The sequence below is a fragment of the Anoxybacillus gonensis genome, from assembly GCF_001187595.1.
In the GTDB taxonomy this organism is placed as follows: Bacteria; Bacillota; Bacilli; order Bacillales; family Anoxybacillaceae; genus Anoxybacillus; species Anoxybacillus gonensis.
Map to the genome: position 1 here is coordinate 1,885,366 of NZ_CP012152.1, position 17,529 is coordinate 1,902,894.

The 17,529-nt window shown below is 42.3% G+C and carries 20 protein-coding genes and 1 riboswitch; of the genes, 5 read left to right on the top strand and 15 right to left on the bottom strand.

Annotated elements, in window-relative coordinates:
• The first annotated feature begins 98 nt into the window (after positions 1-98).
• Both AFK25_RS09910 and AFK25_RS09915 read left to right on the top strand, forming a co-directional pair.
• On the top strand, positions 99-1,028 hold the full coding sequence (locus AFK25_RS09910) for a DUF1385 domain-containing protein (protein ID WP_009373916.1): 930 nt from the start codon (positions 99-101) through the stop codon (positions 1,026-1,028).
• Between the two features lie 20 nt (positions 1,029-1,048).
• Positions 1,049-1,390 (top strand): SA1362 family protein, encoded by a 342-nt coding sequence (locus AFK25_RS09915; RefSeq protein WP_035066788.1) that lies wholly within the window; start codon positions 1,049-1,051, stop codon positions 1,388-1,390.
• 15 nt (positions 1,391-1,405) lie between these two features.
• Here the strand turns inward: AFK25_RS09915 and AFK25_RS09920 are convergent, their stop codons facing one another.
• The 5 genes from AFK25_RS09920 to AFK25_RS09940 form a co-directional block, all read right to left on the bottom strand.
• Positions 1,406-2,284 carry a patatin-like phospholipase family protein gene (locus AFK25_RS09920; protein WP_006317991.1) on the bottom strand — a complete coding sequence of 293 codons (879 nt, stop codon included), beginning with the start codon at positions 2,282-2,284 and terminating at the stop codon, positions 1,406-1,408.
• Positions 2,285-2,359: 75 nt separating this feature from the next.
• Positions 2,360-2,788 carry a transcriptional regulator MntR gene (mntR, locus tag AFK25_RS09925; protein WP_009373920.1) on the bottom strand — a complete coding sequence of 143 codons (429 nt, stop codon included), beginning with the start codon at positions 2,786-2,788 and terminating at the stop codon, positions 2,360-2,362.
• A gap of 69 nt (positions 2,789-2,857) precedes the next feature.
• Positions 2,858-3,883 (bottom strand): spore photoproduct lyase, encoded by a 1,026-nt coding sequence (gene splB, locus AFK25_RS09930; RefSeq protein WP_009373922.1) that lies wholly within the window; start codon positions 3,881-3,883, stop codon positions 2,858-2,860.
• A gap of 107 nt (positions 3,884-3,990) precedes the next feature.
• Positions 3,991-6,552 carry a vitamin B12-dependent ribonucleotide reductase gene (locus AFK25_RS09935; RefSeq protein ID WP_035066786.1) on the bottom strand — a complete coding sequence of 854 codons (2,562 nt, stop codon included), beginning with the start codon at positions 6,550-6,552 and terminating at the stop codon, positions 3,991-3,993.
• 160 nt (positions 6,553-6,712) lie between these two features.
• On the bottom strand, positions 6,713-7,549 hold the full coding sequence (locus AFK25_RS09940) for a lipoate--protein ligase family protein (protein ID WP_009373924.1): 837 nt from the start codon (positions 7,547-7,549) through the stop codon (positions 6,713-6,715).
• A 125-nt stretch (positions 7,550-7,674) separates the two neighbouring features.
• Here AFK25_RS09940 and AFK25_RS09945 point away from each other — a divergent pair, with 125 nt between their 5' ends.
• Positions 7,675-8,046, top strand: a complete 372-nt coding sequence (locus AFK25_RS09945; RefSeq protein WP_009373925.1) for a rhodanese-like domain-containing protein — start codon at positions 7,675-7,677, stop codon at positions 8,044-8,046.
• Positions 8,047-8,234: 188 nt separating this feature from the next.
• On the opposite strand, the gene gcvPB is transcribed toward AFK25_RS09945, so the two are convergent.
• The 3 genes from gcvPB to gcvT are packed head-to-tail and all read right to left on the bottom strand — an operon-like array spanning position 8,235 to position 12,134.
• Positions 8,235-9,683, bottom strand: coding sequence for an aminomethyl-transferring glycine dehydrogenase subunit GcvPB (gene gcvPB, locus AFK25_RS09950; RefSeq protein ID WP_035066783.1), 1,449 nt, complete (start codon positions 9,681-9,683; stop codon positions 8,235-8,237).
• Positions 9,676-11,022: an aminomethyl-transferring glycine dehydrogenase subunit GcvPA gene (gene gcvPA, locus AFK25_RS09955; RefSeq protein ID WP_035066781.1), complete on the bottom strand. Its 1,347-nt coding sequence runs from the start codon at positions 11,020-11,022 to the stop codon at positions 9,676-9,678. The genes gcvPB and gcvPA overlap by 8 nt, the downstream gene beginning before the upstream one ends.
• Before the next feature lie 17 nt (positions 11,023-11,039).
• Positions 11,040-12,134, bottom strand: coding sequence for a glycine cleavage system aminomethyltransferase GcvT (gene gcvT / locus AFK25_RS09960; protein WP_035066779.1), 1,095 nt, complete (start codon positions 12,132-12,134; stop codon positions 11,040-11,042).
• A gap of 138 nt (positions 12,135-12,272) precedes the next feature.
• Positions 12,273-12,361, bottom strand: a riboswitch (glycine riboswitch).
• 186 nt (positions 12,362-12,547) lie between these two features.
• On the opposite strand from gcvT, the gene AFK25_RS09965 reads away from it, so the two are divergent.
• Both AFK25_RS09965 and AFK25_RS09970 read left to right on the top strand, forming a co-directional pair.
• Positions 12,548-14,191: a DEAD/DEAH box helicase gene (locus AFK25_RS09965; RefSeq protein ID WP_035066776.1), complete on the top strand. Its 1,644-nt coding sequence runs from the start codon at positions 12,548-12,550 to the stop codon at positions 14,189-14,191.
• On the top strand, positions 14,178-14,948 hold the full coding sequence (locus AFK25_RS09970; RefSeq protein WP_035066773.1) for a YqhG family protein: 771 nt from the start codon (positions 14,178-14,180) through the stop codon (positions 14,946-14,948). The genes AFK25_RS09965 and AFK25_RS09970 overlap by 14 nt, the downstream gene beginning before the upstream one ends.
• Positions 14,949-14,962: 14 nt before the next feature.
• On the opposite strand, the gene AFK25_RS09975 is transcribed toward AFK25_RS09970, so the two are convergent.
• From AFK25_RS09975 to comGC, 7 genes are read right to left on the bottom strand one after another with little or no spacing between them, the layout of a single operon-like run.
• Positions 14,963-15,151 carry a YqzE family protein gene (locus AFK25_RS09975; protein WP_019416934.1) on the bottom strand — a complete coding sequence of 63 codons (189 nt, stop codon included), beginning with the start codon at positions 15,149-15,151 and terminating at the stop codon, positions 14,963-14,965.
• A 26-nt stretch (positions 15,152-15,177) separates the two neighbouring features.
• Entirely contained in the window at positions 15,178-15,684 is a 507-nt protein-coding gene (locus AFK25_RS09980; RefSeq protein WP_035066770.1) for a shikimate kinase, read from the bottom strand.
• A 13-nt stretch (positions 15,685-15,697) separates the two neighbouring features.
• A complete protein-coding gene (gene comGG / locus AFK25_RS09985; protein WP_009373938.1) occupies positions 15,698-16,114 on the bottom strand; it encodes a competence type IV pilus minor pilin ComGG in 417 nt (138 codons plus the stop codon).
• On the bottom strand, positions 16,074-16,508 hold the full coding sequence (gene comGF / locus AFK25_RS09990; RefSeq protein WP_035066767.1) for a competence type IV pilus minor pilin ComGF: 435 nt from the start codon (positions 16,506-16,508) through the stop codon (positions 16,074-16,076). Before comGF ends, comGG begins: the two co-directional genes overlap by 41 nt.
• The gene (gene comGE / locus AFK25_RS09995; protein ID WP_035066764.1) at positions 16,505-16,813 is read right to left on the bottom strand and encodes a competence type IV pilus minor pilin ComGE; all 309 of its coding nucleotides are present in this window, start codon (positions 16,811-16,813) and stop codon (positions 16,505-16,507) included. The genes comGF and comGE overlap by 4 nt, the downstream gene beginning before the upstream one ends.
• On the bottom strand, positions 16,797-17,234 hold the full coding sequence (gene comGD, locus AFK25_RS10000; RefSeq protein ID WP_009373943.1) for a competence type IV pilus minor pilin ComGD: 438 nt from the start codon (positions 17,232-17,234) through the stop codon (positions 16,797-16,799). The genes comGE and comGD overlap by 17 nt, the downstream gene beginning before the upstream one ends.
• Positions 17,227-17,529, bottom strand: coding sequence for a competence type IV pilus major pilin ComGC (gene comGC / locus AFK25_RS10005; protein ID WP_019416931.1), 303 nt, complete (start codon positions 17,527-17,529; stop codon positions 17,227-17,229). Before comGC ends, comGD begins: the two co-directional genes overlap by 8 nt.

Consider the following 17,529-nt stretch of genomic DNA (forward strand, 5'->3'; position numbering starts at 1 on the left):
TTTGGCAACAATACAAATGCAAACAATACATCGACCTAGAGGTTTTTATCGTTTTCTTGTAGAATATAAGAAAAAAGAAAATAGGTTGGTGTCTTCTTATGAGCAAAAACGTATATGGTGGGCAAGCGGTCATTGAAGGAGTCATGTTTGCTGGACGCCATCATTCTGTCACAGCTATTCGCCGCAAAGACGGCTCGATTGAGTATTTTCACGTTCCACGCGAAACAAACAAAACGCTTGCTTCATTTAAAAAAATCCCGTTTCTTCGCGGCATTTTTGCCATTATTCAAGCAAGCGCAAACGGATCGAAACATTTACAATTTTCAAGCGAACGATACGACCTCGATCCGACCGAAGATGAAACGTTGCAAGCTGAACCTCCGTCCAAATGGACGATGATTTTAGGTGTTGCGCTCATTGGGGTATTATCGTTTCTATTCGGCAAATTTATTTTTACCCTTATTCCTGTATTTTTGGCTGAATTAACGAGACCGATTTTCCCATCGAATACAGCACAAATACTTGTAGAAGGATGTTTTAAACTTCTTTTACTTTTAGGTTATATTTACTTTATTTCGCTTACGCCACTTGTTAAACGATTGTTTCAATATCACGGAGCGGAACATAAAGTAATTAATGCCTACGAAAATGGTTTACCGTTGACGGTTGAACATGTACAACAACAGTCTCGTCTTCATTATCGTTGTGGGAGCAGCTTCATTTTATTTACTGTCATCATCGGCGTATTCGTTTACATGTTCGTCCCGACCGAACCGCTTTGGGTGCGCGTGCTAAACAGACTAGCGCTCATTCCAGTTGTATTAGGATTATCTTTTGAAGTATTACAAATAACAAACGCGTTACGACATGTTCCTGTGTTGCGTTGGTTTGGCTACCCTGGTTTATGGCTACAACTATTAACAACGAAAGAACCGACTGACGATCAAGTGGAAGTAGCTATCGCATCATTTCAACGTTTGCTTGAGTTAGAGGGAGAAGCGACGAAACAGCAAGAAGAAGTGGTGTAACGATAAAGGAGGTGGATCGATTGCGTCGGCGCCCATTCCCGCTTGTCACTTTGCTTATTGTGTTCGCTATTTTTGGTTTTTCTTATCGTCTATGGAACGATCCGATGCAGTTGTTAAAACAAGTGTTTCTCATCGGATTGGTCGCAGCTGTCTTTTATGGCATATATAAATGGATACAAAAACAAAGCTTTAGTCGTTCATATCAAAAAGCGGTAAAACAATCGAAAAAACTCCACCATCAAAAAACGAAGCCGACGTCGAAAAAACAACCGCGCCCAACCGCTTTAAAGAAAAAGCACGCCACTCACTTAACAGTCATTGAAGGGAAAAAAGGAAAGAAAAAAAATCGGGCCTCTTTTTAACCCGATTTTTTTCTTTTAATACGTCCACGTTTTTAAAAATTGTTCTGTCCGCTCTTTTCCAAACGAAATGAGCTTCTTTTTTTCTTCGTCCGTCACTGAGAAATCGGTGGCAACGACATGTTTGACAGGAAGGAAAACGATGTTTTTTTCATGGCGGCGTGAAATGTACCGTTCATCGTGCGCCTCGCGCATCGTTTGAAACAACGCTTCATACAAATCAATGGCATTATTAATTTTCTTTTTGGCTTTTTGCGCCTGTCTTGCGCTTAGTTTGATGCCTAGAACAGGTCGTTTTTTCCGTTCTTCATCAAATAAAAAAATCGGGAAATTGCTTAGTAAGCCACCATCAACGACAATATGCTTCCCTTCGTCCGTCTTTAACCGTACAGGCTCAAAAAAATAAGGAATACCGACGCTCATTCTTACTGCTTTTGCGACGGAAAAGCGGAGAGGATCAATGCCGTATTTCGGCAAATCATCTGGCAAAATAAGCATCGTCCCATTCGTTAAATCGGAAGCGACGACGCGCAATCGTTCATGTGGCAAATCAGCAAACGTGTACACGCCTTTTTTACTTAACTGCTCAGCGATCCATCGTTCAAGTTTTTCTCCTTTATATAACCCCATTTTCCAATAAAGGACGAGCCATTTTAACCATGCATACGGAATGATTGTATGTCGCTCATCGAGAAAGTCCATTAAATTCATCTCTTCCATCATGTCTACGATTTCCTTGCTTGTAAATCCCGCTGCAATAAACGAAGCAATGAGCGCTCCTGCGCTCGTACCAGCAAGCCGCTTAAAACGAAAACCTTTTTCCTCGATCGCCTCATATGCCCCGATTAACGCAAAACCTTTGACCCCTCCGCCTGAAAATACACCGTCAATCTCCATGCCCTTCCCTCCCTCGCCATATATGTATGAAAAATGGGAGAGATTGAGCATAAAAAAACAAAAAAGAACAAGCGTTTATGCCTGTTCTTGCTCGTTTTGCTTTTGAATGTTGCGAAGCGCTTCAAGACGTGACCGATCTTCCTCAAAGTATTGTACTAAGTCACCGATGCGGTCAATTGCATTCCAGCTTAAATGATGTTCGATTCCCTCAACATCGCGATAAATGTTTTCTTCATCTACACCAATGAGACGCATAAATTGTTCAAGCAACTCATGGCGATACACGAGTCGTTTCCCGATTTTTTTTCCTTTTGGAGTGAGCACAAGACCGCGATATTTTTCATATACTAAATATTCGTCTTTATCAAGCTTTTGAACCATTTTTGTCACAGAGGAGGGATGAACAGATAACGCTTCAGCAATATCTGATACACGAGCGTATCCTTTTTCTTCGATCAATATATAAATTTGTTCAATATAATCTTCCATGCTTGGTGTTGGCATACGTTCCCCTCCTAAACAAACATCCGCAATCATTATGATTATAACATGTTTACCAAGCATGACAACTATTTACGTAAAATATTCAATCGTCGCTTCGGGAAAAAATTGCGCAATATAGGAGCGAATCGTGTCATTTAGCCGATTCGCCTCTTCATCTCGATACACATATTTTCCAATGCCGTATCGTCCCCATTTATATTTTCGTTTCGTTTCATCAAGGTCAAGCTTCGTTTTCGGATATCGTTTTTGAATAACCGTTTTCGCTGGTTTAGTGAAGCGATGTTGAATTAATTCAAACGTTAAATTCGTTAAGTCGATGCCTTGCAAGTTTGTGTTCAGTCGTTCAAACAGTTCAAAATATCCTTCTTCCCAACCGTCATGCATATAAATCGGAGCGACGATAAATCCGAGCGGATAGCCAGCATGCGCCACTTTTCGCGCCGCCTCTAGCCGTGCGTCAAACGAGGACGTCCCCGGTTCAAAGTTTTGAATAACATACCGTGAATTGACGCTAAAACGAAAGCGTGTTTTTCCATGATGCTTTGCATCAAGCAAATGATCCACATGTTCATATTTTGTGACGAAACGAAGTCGGCCGTATTCCGTCGCTCCAATAAATTCAATCGTTTTTTTTAAAGCATGCGTCAAATGATCGATGCCGACAATATCGGACGTACAAGCCGCTTCAAAGCGCGTAATTTCTGGAGCGCGCTCATCAATGTATGCTTTCGCTTGAGCAAAAATATCATCCAGATTGACGTACACACGAATGTAAGGCTTGCTTCCAAGCGTCGTCTGTAAATAACAATAATGACAATGCCCCATACATCCCGTCGCAAGAGGAATCGCATATTCTGCCGATGGTTTAGACGTATCAAATTTTAACGTGCGCCGAACACCAACAACAAGCGTTGATTTTGCATTGCGATATTGTTGAAGCTCGTTATCTCCCGGAATGCCGCGCACTTGGTTGTGCGATGTCGTTTCGCGAATGTCGATATGCATATGTTTAAATTTTTCATATAACTCTTTGCCGAGCGGATAATGAAGCGCTTCAGGCTCAAAATAAACAAGCTGAGGAATAAATGGCTTCATACAATCACCTCAATGTTAGTATGGTTTATTCGTATGAGGTGATGAAATACAATTTTTGTTATTGTTCATAATAAAATAAGGAACGGGGTTTCCCGTCCCTTTTTACATTATAAACCACATTTTAACTGGGCACCGCAACTTGTGCACGTGTTGCAGCCGCCGATTTCTTCAACCGTTCCTTCACGGCATACTGGACAAATGTTTCCAACTTCCGAACCGATCGTGACGTCCGTTGCGCGTAAATCTGGAATCGTTTCAACAAGCGCAACAACCCGTTTTTTCGGTTCTTCTGGCAGAAGCTCTAGCTGCTCTTCGACCGCATGTTCTTCCGCTTTTAATGTTAATACTTGCGCATCGCGGCTACCGTCGACATAGACTGTTCCACCTTTTGCACCGCCTCGCCATAACCGCTCGTACACTTTTTGTACTTGCTCAACCGTATAGCCGCGCGGGGCATTCACCGTTTTCGAAAGGCTTGAATCGACCCAACGTTGAATAATGCATTGTACATCCGCATGCGCTTCTGGCGATAAATCCATGGCGGTTACAAACCAATGCGGCAAGTTGTTCGGATCTGCTTCTGGATGTTTATCTAAATATTCTTGAACGATATCCGCCTTCACTTCAATAAACTTGCCTAGACGGCCGCTTCGATAATAAGAGAAGGAAAAATATGGTTCAAGTCCTGTGGACACGCCGATCATGGTCCCTGTGGATCCAGTCGGAGCAACCGTTAATAAATGCGAGTTGCGAATGCCGTATTTTAAAATATCTTGGCGAATATCGTCCGGCATTTTTTTCATATAACCGGTGTGAATAAACGCTTCACGCAATTTCATCGTTTCTTCTTCTGTTTCACCAACTAAAAACGGAAAGCTTCCTTTTTCTTTCGCAAGCTCAATCGACGCACGATACGCCGTTGTCGCAATTGTTTTAAACAGCTCGTCAACTAACTGATTTCCTTCTTCCGAACCGTACTCTTTTTCGCAATAAATCAGCAAATCCGCCAGTCCCATGACGCCAAGACCGACGCGTCGCTCCCCAAGCGCTTGTTTTTTATTTTCCTCAAGGAAGTACGGAGTTGCGTCAATAACGTTATCTTGCATGCGGACACCGACTTCAACCGTCCGCTTTAATTTTTCATAATCCACAACTTTCTTTTCTTTATCGACCATATTCGCCAAATTAATTGCAGCTAAATTACACACAGAATAAGGTGCGAGTGGTTGTTCACCACACGGATTTGTTGCGACTACTTTTTGTCCGTACGCTCTTGCGTTCGTCATATCGTTGGCGTTGTCGATAAAGAAAATGCCCGGTTCGGCGGAATACGTTGCACAAATGTTAATGAGCTTCCATAGCTCGCGCGCGCGAATTTTCCGGTAGACGCGAACGCGATAGCCCATCTTCTCCCATTCACGCACATCGCCGACTTCGTGCCATTTTTCGTTGTAGATGCGCATTTCTTCTTCCGAGTACGTTTCAACATCAGGGAAGCGCAATTCGTATTCTTCATCGTTTTCTACTGCCTGCATAAACTCTTTCGTTAAGCAAACGGAAATGTTCGCCCCTGTTAAAAAGTCCGGATTGTGCACGCTATACGTTCCGCCTGTCCGCAACTTTTCTTCCGCGTCTTTAATAATTTTTTCTGAAAAGCCGCCGTATCCTGGGATGTTTTTGTAGTTAACAATTCCTTGATACATCGCGCGCTCTTGTTCAGTAAGCGGTGTAAACTTTAATTTTTCTTTCGCTGCTTTTTGAATGCCTTCATCTTCTGTATTTTCAAGCAAATAGCGCAAAATGCGTGGATTTTGCATTTTCGAAATAATGAATTCAATAATGTCCGGGTGCCAATCGGCCAACATAATCATTTGAGCGCCCCTGCGACTTCCACCTTGTTCGACAAGATGGGTCAGTTTTGCAATGTCGTCAAGCCATGACACTGAACCGGACGATTTTCCATTTACTCCGCGCGCGAGTGTATTGCGTGGGCGAAGGGTGGAACCGTTCGTTCCGACACCGCCACCGCGGCTCATAATTTCCATCACTTGTTTGCGATGTTCAGAAATACCTTCACGCGAGTCTTTGACAAATGGCATGACGTAGCAGTTGAAGTACGTCACTTCTGTTCCAGAACCTGCTCCATATAATACACGCCCTGCTGGAACGAAATTTAGGCTGACGAGCTGTTCATAAAACTTTTCGAACCACTCTTGCCGTTTTTCTTCCGTTTGCTCAACAGCGGCTAGCCCGGTTGCGTTACGCTTTGCAATTTGCTCATAATAAATTTCTAATGGTTTTTCAATAACATCAAGAGAACGAACGACAATGCCTGTTTTCGCCTCGTCCCCTTCTAGCACATGGCGATATTCTTCTTCCACAAGCACGTGTGCTTTTTTACTCTCCCAATCCAACTCGACAATAAACCCAAGCCCACGCGCCGGAAACTTTGGATCTTCTTTTACTGTTAAAACGACAAAATCCCCGACGCTTAGCGTCAACTTTTCCGTATCTTTAAACGAATAGCGATCAAGCATCACTAAACGCGACACACCCTTATATGTAATGTGCATCTCAGGAGTAATCGGGTGCACTTGTGGAAATAGGCGAATGTCTTCATTCAACTTGTCCACATTCACCGTCATTTTTTCAGAAAACGCAACCGTCATGTTTACCTCTCCTCTTCCAACATAATCTTACTACATTAAACTACCATATATCGACAACAATAATCAATAAAAAAATCAATATGTAGTATGTTTTTTCACAAAATCCATACTACATATTGATAATTAAGTCAAGTGTTTTTTTATTTGTCAAGAGGAAAATTTATCGTTTAAAATTCCATTCATCTGTTTCGTATTTATTTCTCGCTAGTTGCTGAACGTACAATCGCTCATCATCGGTTAATTCATATCGTTCCAATTGAATGTTTAAACCTTTTTCAAACCCTTTGAAAAATGCTTCTTTCGCCTCATCGATCGTCACTTTTCGATCGGTTAGCTCATTGATCGCAACCGCTTTGTTTTTAAAATTTTGTCGCAATCGCTCTTTTACTCGTTCGTTTGGATACTTAAATAAGCTAAAAAGCATTTCTTCATCTAAGTCTAATAAAATCGAGCCATGTTGTAAAATGACCCCTTTTTGTCGCGTTTGGGCGCTTCCTGCCACTTTTCTTCCTTCGACAACGAGCTCATACCAAGACGGTGCGTCAAAACAAACAGCCGAGCGCGGATTTTTTAAATCCGCTTTTTCTTCTTCTGTTTTCGGAACAGCAAAATACGCATCAAGCCCAAGGAAACGAAATCCTTCCAAAATGCCTTGGGAAATGACGCGATACGCTTCCGTCACCGTTTGCGGCATAGCTGGATGCGCTTCTGATACGATAACGCTATACGTTAATTCTTTATCATGAAGCACACCGCGCCCGCCTGTTGGACGTCTCACAAAACCAAGTCCGTATTTTTTTACTGCATCCATATCGATCTCTTTTTCGACTTTTTGAAAATAGCCGATCGAAAGCGTCGGTGGGTTCCAACCGTAAAACCGAATGGTTGGTGGAAAGTTTCCTTCACTATGCCATTCTAACAACGCTTCATCAAGCGCCATATTAAACGCTGGGGAACAATCGCCTGAGTCAATAAATCGCCATACTTCTTTTTCCATCTACTCCACCCTTTCCTCTATCATTTTATAGTGTAGCAAACATAATAAGTCAATGGAAAATGCTTTGCTTCTTTGACGAAACATTTATATAATAGACGTGGCAACGATGAAAAAGGAGGGTCAGCATGACAACAGTTCTTATTATTCTCGGAGCAATCATTGTGTACGCGGTCATTACATACTTTTACCAAAAGCGAGTCGTTAAAACGCTTACGGAAGAAGAGTTCCGCGCAGGTTATCGAAAAGCGCAACTCATCGATGTTCGCGAACCAGATGAATACGCTGCCGGTCACATTTTAGGAGCACGTAACATCCCGCTTTCACAACTGCGTTTGCGCATGAAAGAATTGCGTAAAGACCAACCGATTTATTTATATTGCCAAAGCGGACTTCGCAGCGGCCGTGCGGCACAAATGCTTTACCGAAAAGGATATCGCGACCTTTACCACTTAAAAGGTGGATTTAAAATGTGGACAGGAAAGGTGAAGAAAAAATAAGGTGCCAAGCAAAAACGCCTGGCACCTCGTTTATTTAAGAAAAAGAAAGCATACACGTGATTAGGTAGGGAGCTGTCTAGCTCCAAGCGCCATCGGCTCGAGTCGCTCCGCCCCACACTGCGGCGGCGACAGCCTCCTCGGTGGGGCTTGTGCGCTCTTCGCCGATAGGCAGGCGCTTTGCGCTTTTCTTAATAACGCAAAATCGGTTTGCGGGCCGCCGTCGTTTCATCTAATCGTTTCACGACTGTTGTATGCGGCGCTTCTTGGACGATTTCCGGCGTTTCTTCCGCTTCTTTCGCAATTTGAATCATCGCGTCAATGAACGCATCTAGTGTTTCTTTTGATTCCGTTTCCGTCGGCTCGATCATCATACACTCTTCGACAATCAATGGGAAGTAAATCGTCGGCGGATGATAGCCGAAATCAAGCAAACGCTTCGCAATATCAAGCGTGCGCACCCCTAATTTCTTTTGTCGCTTTCCTGATAGGACAAACTCGTGCTTGCAATGACGGTTGTATGGCAAGTCGTAATATTCCGCTAAGCGACGCATCATGTAGTTCGCGTTTAATACCGCATACTCTGTCACTGCTTTTAAGCCGTCTGGCCCCATCGAACGAATATACGTATAGGCGCGAACGTTAATGCCGAAGTTGCCATAAAACGGCTTCACGCGACCGATCGCTTGCGGTCTGTCATAGTCGAAATAGTAGCCGTTTTCTCCCTTTTCCACCGTCGGTTTCGGTAAAAATGGAATAAGATCCGCCTTCACACCAACCGGACCAGAGCCAGGGCCACCGCCGCCATGCGGACCAGTAAACGTTTTATGAAGGTTTAAATGCACGACATCAAAGCCCATATCGCCAGGGCGCGCTTTGCTTAACACCGCATTTAAGTTCGCCCCGTCGTAATACAGCTTTCCGCCTGCGGCATGCACGATTTCCGCCATTTCTAAAATGTTTTCTTCAAAAAGACCGAGCGTATTTGGGTTTGTAAGCATAAGTGCGGCTGTATCCGGGCCGACGACGCGGCGCAAATCGTCTAAATCGACAAGCCCTTCTTCTGTCGATTTTACCGTCACCGTTTCAAACCCAGCAACTGTTGCTGATGCAGGATTTGTTCCGTGCGCCGTATCAGGAACGATGACTTTCGTTCGGTTGTAGTCGCCGTTTGCTTCATGGTAGGCGCGAATCATCATCAGTCCTGTCCATTCCCCATGCGCGCCAGCGGCTGGCTGCAACGTCACCGCATCCATGCCGGTAATTTCTTTTAAATGTTCTTGTAAGTCATACATTAATTCAAGCGCCCCTTGTACCGTTTCTTCCGGCTGAAGCGGATGAATGTGGGCAAACCCAGCAAAGCGAGCAACGTTTTCATTGATTTTCGGATTGTATTTCATCGTACAAGATCCAAGCGGATAAAAGCCGGAATCAACCCCATGGTTGCGGTTGGATAGCGCTGTATAATGGCGCATAATATCAAGCTCTGATACTTCAGGAAGCTCTGGTGCTTCTTGACGAATGTAGTCGGTTGGAACGACTTGTGCAATATCGACTGCTGGTACGTCTAGCGCTGGTAAGCTATACCCGATTCGTCCTGGCTTGCTTAATTCAAAAATAAGCGGTTGATCTTTATGCATGACAATCCCCCAATTCTTTCACAAGCGTGTCGATTTCTTCTTTCGTACGCAATTCTGTGACTGCAATTAACATGCAGTTTTGTAGTTCTGGATAATCGCGTCCGAGATCGTAGCCGCCGATCATGCCTTTTTCCAATAGCTTTTTATTTACTTCCGCTACCGGCTTGTTCATACGAACGACAAACTCGTTGAAAAACGGTCCTGTAAATACGACATTAAATCCATGATTGACGAACGCTTCTTTTGCATAATGCGCTTTTTGAATATTCATTGTCGCCATTTCTTTTACACCATTTTTGCCGAGTGCGGTCATCGCCACCGATGCAGCGAGTGCGTTTAACGCTTGGTTGGAGCAAATATTCGATGTCGCTTTATCGCGGCGAATATGTTGTTCACGCGCTTGCAACGTCAAAACAAAGCCGCGCCGCCCTTCTTCGTCTGTCGTTTGTCCGACAAGTCGCCCTGGAATTTTGCGCATGAGCGCGGATTTTACAGCAAAATAGCCACAATGTGGACCACCAAATTGCGTTGGAATCCCAAACGGTTGCGCATCACCAACGACGATGTCGGCACCGAACTGTCCTGGCGGTGTCAATACGCCTAACGCAAGCGGATTGCTTGCGACAACAAACATCCCTTTATGCGCATGAGCGATCGGCTCGAGCTCTTTTAATGGTTCAATTTGTCCGAAAAAGTTTGGATATTGCACAATGACACACGCAACATCTTCATTCATTTCTGCTTGAAGCGCATCAAGATCCGTTACACCGTTTTTATACGGGATTTCTATCACTTCTAGCCCTGGGCCTTTTGCGTACGTTTTCACAACGTCGCGATATTCTGGATGCACCGCTTTGGATAATAGCACTTTTTTCTTTTTCGTATGCGCCGCGCTTAACAACGCTGCTTCCGCTAGTGCCGTCCCACCATCATACATCGACGAGTTAGCCACATCCATGCCCGTTAGCTCACAAATCATCGTTTGGAACTCGAAAATCGCTTGCAATTCCCCTTGGGAAATTTCTGGCTGATATGGCGTATACGCCGTATAAAACTCGGAACGCGAAATGACATGGTCAACGATCGTTGGAATATAATGGTCGTACACCCCTGCTCCTAAAAATGAGGGATACGTCTTGATATCCGCATTTTTTGCGGCTAATGCCATTAATTCTTTCATTAACTCCGGCTCTGATTTTGCTGGTTTAATGTTGTATTCGCCTTGAAAACGAACGCTTTCTGGAATATCTGAAAACAGTTCATCAATCGATTGCACACCGATCGTTTCTAACATTTGTTGCTTATCTTCTTCCGTCATTGGCAAATAACGATGAAGCATAACTCTCTCTCCTCACATTATTTTGTGCGTTTATAAAACGGCGTTGCCACTACTTTCGCTTTTAGTCGTTTCCCACGAATGTCTACTTCTACTTCTGTATCAAGGGCAGAATACGCAGTAGAAATCAATGCTAGGCCGATATTTTTTTTAAGCGTTGGTGATTGAGTTCCTGTCGTAACGATACCAACTTGCTCACCGTTTACATATACCGCATATCCGTGACGCGGAATGCCTTTGTCGATCATTTCAATGCCGACAAGTTTACGTGAAGTCCCTTCTTCTTTTTGTTTCTTTAATACTTCTTTTCCGAAAAAGTCAACGTCTTTATTCGTTTTGACCGCAAAGCTAAGCCCGGCTTCAATTGGTGTAATATCCTTCGCTAACTCTTGCCCATAAAGCGGCAAACATGCTTCAAAACGCAGTGTATCGCGCGCACCGAGCCCGCACGGAAGCACCCCGTCTTCTTTTCCTGTCTCTAAAATCGCTCGCCAAAGCGCTTGAGCATCTTCTGATCGGCAATATAGCTCAAACCCGTCTTCACCTGTATATCCTGTCCGCGACACAAGCGCTTGAACCCCTGCGACATCGATGTGATCAGCAAAAGCGAAAAATTTTATGGTCGATAAATCGACAGTCGTCAATCGTTGTAACACTTTTTCCGCAAGCGGCCCTTGTAGTGCTAATTGCGCCATATCGTTTGAAATATTGACAAGTTCAACATCGCCAAATACATGCGCTTCAAGCCACGCAAAATCTTTTTCAATATTTGCGGCATTTACGACAAGAAGGTAATGATCGTCTCCTTTTTTATAAACAAGTAAATCATCAACTGTTCCACCGTCTTCACCGCACATAAGCGTATATTGGGCGCGACCATTTGTTAATTTTGCGACATCGTTTGTCATCACTTTTTGTAAAAAGGCAAGGCTATCTTTTCCTTTCACTTCAAACTCGCCCATATGCGACACATCAAACAGTCCAGCTCTCGTCCGTACCGCTTCATGTTCTTCTTTAATGCTAGAAAATTGCACGGGTAACTCCCAACCGCCAAAGTCAATCGTTTTCGCGCCATACTCTGCATACAGAGGAAATAGCGGTGTTCTTTTTAACATATGCTCCCTCCTTGTTCATAAAAAAAGACAGACGACCCCCATATTGTCATATGGTAGTCTCTGTCCTTTCACCTGAAAGTTTCCCTGTAATAGGTGTCCTCGTGGGTGGTTCACGTTCGTGAACGCTCTCCAGAGCTGCGTCAAACAAGAGTTCTTTTGCCTGAGAGATTCGTGTTGCCACTTGCTCCTTCGGCGCTACATTGCGTAGTCTCTCCCCTTGTTCTCATCCGCCCGTATACAATTGTCGCTCTTGTGCCACACTACATGTAGGCACATTAATGAAACAATTTTATAAACTTTCTTACGTTTTTTATTATCTTATAACTTCTCGTTTGTCGCAACATCTTTTTATAAATAAAATACGTAAATTCTTTTTGTTTTAAACAAAAATGTTCGGAAAATGAGGGATACTTATGAACGTCACAGTACATTGGGAGAAAAGTTGGAAGGACGAATTTATGACGCGCATCGAACGTGACGGTCCGTGGTCAAACTGGGAATTGTACGAATTGGCGCTCGAAGCAGCCAAAGCGTTAACTATTCCTCAGTTTGATGGACTACAAGCGCCAAAACATTTACCACATATAACGATTTTACCTCATCAATACGATGTTGCACGTCAAGTTGTTGAACAAATGAACGGAAAAGCTATTTTAGCGGATGAAGTCGGGCTGGGAAAAACGATTGAAGCAGGATTAATTTTAAAAGAATATATGATTCGTGGACTTGTGAAAAAGGCGCTTATTCTCGTTCCTGCTTCTCTCGTCTCGCAATGGGTGCAAGAATTAAATGAAAAATTTTTTATTCCTGCCGTTGCTCAAAGGAAAAGCTACGTATGGGAGCAATGTGACGTTGTCGTTTCATCAATCGATACAGCGAAAAAACAACCGCATCGGGATATCATTTATGAACAAACATACGATATTGTCATTATTGACGAAGCACATAAATTGAAAAACAATAAAACGAAAAACTATGAATTTGTTCAAGGATTAAAAAAGAAGTTTTGCTTACTGTTGACGGCGACACCGATTCAAAACCGCGTGGAAGAAATTTTTCATCTCGTTTCCCTGCTGAAACCTGGGCATTTAGGGAATGCCGAACAATTTCAAAAAAGGTATGGAAAGCTACGCACATTACATGATGATGCCCATTTAAAAGAACTCATTCGAAAAGTAATGATTCGACATCGTCGCCATGATACAGGAATTGAATGGACGAAGCGTCACGTCGAAACGATGTTTATTGATTTTTCGGAAGCAGAACGAAACGTATATGAGACGATCCGACAATCAAAGCCCCATTTTTCCGATACATCGTTATCACACATTACGTTATTGCGTGAAATATGTAGTAGTAAAGAAGCTCTTTTTTGCACGTTAAAAAGCATGATGGAGCGACATCCGAACATCGAAACGACCATTGGTGCATTGTTACAAAAAATGAATGAGATCACCGAACATACGAAAGCAAAAAAAGCGCTGGAACTTATTCAAACAATAAACGATAAAGTGATTGTATTTACAGAATACCGAGCGACCCAATTGTATTTGCAATGGTTTTTTAAACAACACGGCATTTCTTCTGTACCGTTTCGTGGCGGATTTAAACGAAGTAAAAAAGATTGGATGAAAGAGTTGTTTCAACATCGCGCTCAAGTACTTATCGCAACAGAAGCAGGAGGAGAAGGAATTAACCTGCAGTTTTGTAACCATGTGATTAACTACGATTTACCTTGGAATCCGATGCGTCTAGAACAACGAATCGGACGTGTTCATCGTCTTGGACAAACAAAAGATGTACACATTTATAATTTTGTTGTGCGCGACACGGTAGAAGAACACGTATTTGCATTACTGTATGAAAAAATTTGTTTATTTGAACGGGTCGTCGGGGAATTAGATGATATTTTAATGAAGTTACAATCTCCGACGTTTTCAAACCATTTAGAACGCATGATTGCTCAATCAAAAAGCGAAGGAGAACTGAAAATTAAAATGCAAAATTTTGTAGAAATTTTAGCGAATACGGAGGAACGGACACATGCATCAAGATGACATCCAATCGTTTCTTGAACGCTTTTTTACCGCCACCCATTGTCCCATTGTCGAACGTAACGATGGACATATACGTGTTCAACTCACCGTTGAGATGGATAAACAATTAATGAATCGCCCATTTTACTGGCATTATGTTGAGCGCATCGGTGCTGTAGGTGAACCGTTGCAACTCTCGCTCATCACAAAACGATCCGTTCACGAACAAGGAGAGCGTATTCATTTCGGTTCGCCACGCCTTCATCAAATTTTTTCGATCGCTAAAATGAACGGGCGGTTCGTTCGGCTCTATGAACAAGTATTTGAACGATCTGTCGCTCTTCATCCGTGGCTTCATACAAACATATTGCTTTCATATGAATGCGACCGAAAACAAGATCGCTTATTATCGCTAGGTATTCATCTCATTAGTGGAACAATCGTCGAGTCGTTTTACGACGTGTTAAAAGAAAAACAATGGGGAGTCACTGTGCCAGATTATTGCTTTACGATTTCTCCACTTATTAAGCCGATGAGTGGACTTACACGTCTTGAAGCTTTTGTTGAACGTCTCATCGCCTCCGAAACGCATGAATGGGCAGATGAGGCGCGCGCGCGTTGGGAAGAAGATTTAGCATTACTGCAACATTTTTATGAAGGTGTCGAAGAAAAACGAGAAGAATATGAAAATGAAAAAGAAGCGTTGCGACAAAGGTATGAACCGAAAATTCACATTTCCGTTATCAACGGTGGGATATTTTATTTGCAGGCGAAATAAGGCTAGTACTAGCCTTATTTCCGCTTAAATAAAAGCATAATGGCATACGGAATGACACCAAACCAACGATATAAAAACGGCTGCTTTTGCTGTTTTTTTAGCTGTTTCTTCTCTTGTCTTTGTCTTTTCCGTTCGTCTTTTGGTTGGTCTAAATATTTCACAACTTGCTCAGTCATAAATTTAACATAATCGTTTCCTGCCATCGTTCATCACCTCGATGCTAGTATCGTCAAAAATGAGGTGATTTAAGCAAAGATACAATGTTTTCTACGATGTCATCTATCGTGCGATTTGTTGTATCGATTGTCATATGTGCTTCACGATACCACGCCAGTCTTTGTTCAAATAGCTTTTTCATTTGCTTTTGTTTATTTTCCATTAGTAGCGGTCGGGTCTCATCATCAGCTAAACGCCGAAACAATTCATGTAGCTCACAATGTAAATAAATGACGATTCCATGCTCGCGCATAAATTGACGATTTTCTTCTTGAATAACAATCCCGCCACCTGTTGTAATAATCACATGTTCCTTTGGAAGCTTCTTTAACGCTTCCCGTTCATACGCCCGAAACGTCTCTTCCCCCTCTTCCGCAAAAATCTTTGTAATCGTTTTTCCAACTTGTTGCTCAATATATGCATCCGTATCTATCACAGGTAACTGTAATACTTCTCCTAATCGTTTTCCAATCGTCGTCTTTCCTGCCCCCATAAACCCTGTCAAGTAAATCGCCCTCATATTCTCTCCCTCTCTAGTATCGTTCTTTCCACTGCGAAATGTCGTTTGTTAATACATGAAATTGAAACTGAACATCATAGCGAAATTGATCATTCGTTACACATGATACATTGACAGACCAAACATCCGCTCCGTTTTTTGCTGCGCTATACGTTGCCCGTCCGCGAGAAAATAAAATCGTTTGGCTTAATGATGGCACGTTTTCTGGTGCATTGGCAAGCGTTTGTTTCACATCATTGAGCGTTTGTTTCATCAAATAGTCTGCTTCATACCACTTTTTTTCTTCTTCAAAAAACTGTATGTCTGTATGATACAATGCGACAGAGTGAAGAAAAAGAGCGCTCATAAACAACGCACACATGACCGTAAACGGAAAAATAACACCTTGTTCATTTTTCATATGGCCGAAAAGACGGGATAAACGCTTCATATGCATCCCCCTTATCTGTTAATACTCGTATGCGAATGCCCGTTTGTTCTTTTTCATACGATATATGTTGAATAAATTGAAGCATAATTTCATGCCCAGTAGCATTTACGCGCCTGCGAATGATCGTTTCATACTTTTCGTACGTCACGCGCTCGCCCGTCCATTTATCAAATTGAATCGTTGTGCCGTATATATGAACGTCTTTTGATTCTCTCAGTTCTATTTTTGCTTGTTGGATAAAAACAACCCATTCAAAATAGTGAAAGTTTCCACGTTTTGTTGTATAGCTCCACGATAAATGAAAGGCCGTTGTCAATAAAGATAAAATGATGAAAAAAACTGTAAGCGACATTAATATTTCTATTAACGTAAAGCCTTTTTCTTTTTGAATCATTGCAACAATGTCTCACATCTTTCTTTCGTTCTTTTCAACCTATCTTCCCAACGAACACATCGCTCATTCGATCGCATAAATAATGAAAATGTGTGTTTTCCCCGAACAACGACCGTTTCGTTTTCACGATGTTCATTCATCATTGCTTCATATAAAATTTGATTCGCGATCATTTCTATTTTTTTATTTTCCCGTTCCACAACAATCGTTGTCCAATAAACAAGGAGCATAGCGATTAAACCGCTCCATAAACTAAGCGAAACGAGCAATTCAATAAATGTAAAACCGTTACAATTTTTGCGCATACAATCGTCCTTTCCCTAATTGAAAAACGATTTTATATTTTTTACTTCCGTATGCAACAAGAAGCGTCCCGGCTTTATTCACATTACCATTCGGATAATAGTAAAGCGGCGGCGATAACGTAGCCATTTGAAATTGAAATGGGGAGGGGAAAGAGCGAGCAAATAGCTCCTTTCCAAACGTCCCTCCTTCTTTCACCTGATAACGGCATGTGTCGAAAGAAAATATAATGGCTACCGTCTTTTTCCGACTTATTGCATATTGTTGGGCATATAACATATCGTTTTGGAACTGTTCTAAAAAATATTGTAACTGCCGTTCAGCTAACACGTGTTGAAGGGGTGGAACGGTAAACGACATGATGCTTGTTACAACAAAAAGAACGATTAACATTTCGATCAACGTAAATCCTCGTTCATTCACTTTCTAAAACGTCCCCTTCACTCGTAATCACGATTTCTTTTCCGTTTGGACAACGGTTACTTTCAATATATTTTCCATCTACTAACTGTTGCACCGTCGGAATCGTTCCGTGCTCCATTTCATATGCTTTTACCTGTGATTGAACCATCTTTAAAAACGCTGAACATCCTTTGTTGTTAATCATACTGTTATGTTTTGTCACATTTGGGATCGTAATTAAAATCAAAATAGTAATGACCATTAACACAATTAACATTTCAATTAGCGTAAATCCTTTTTCATTTCTCATATACAT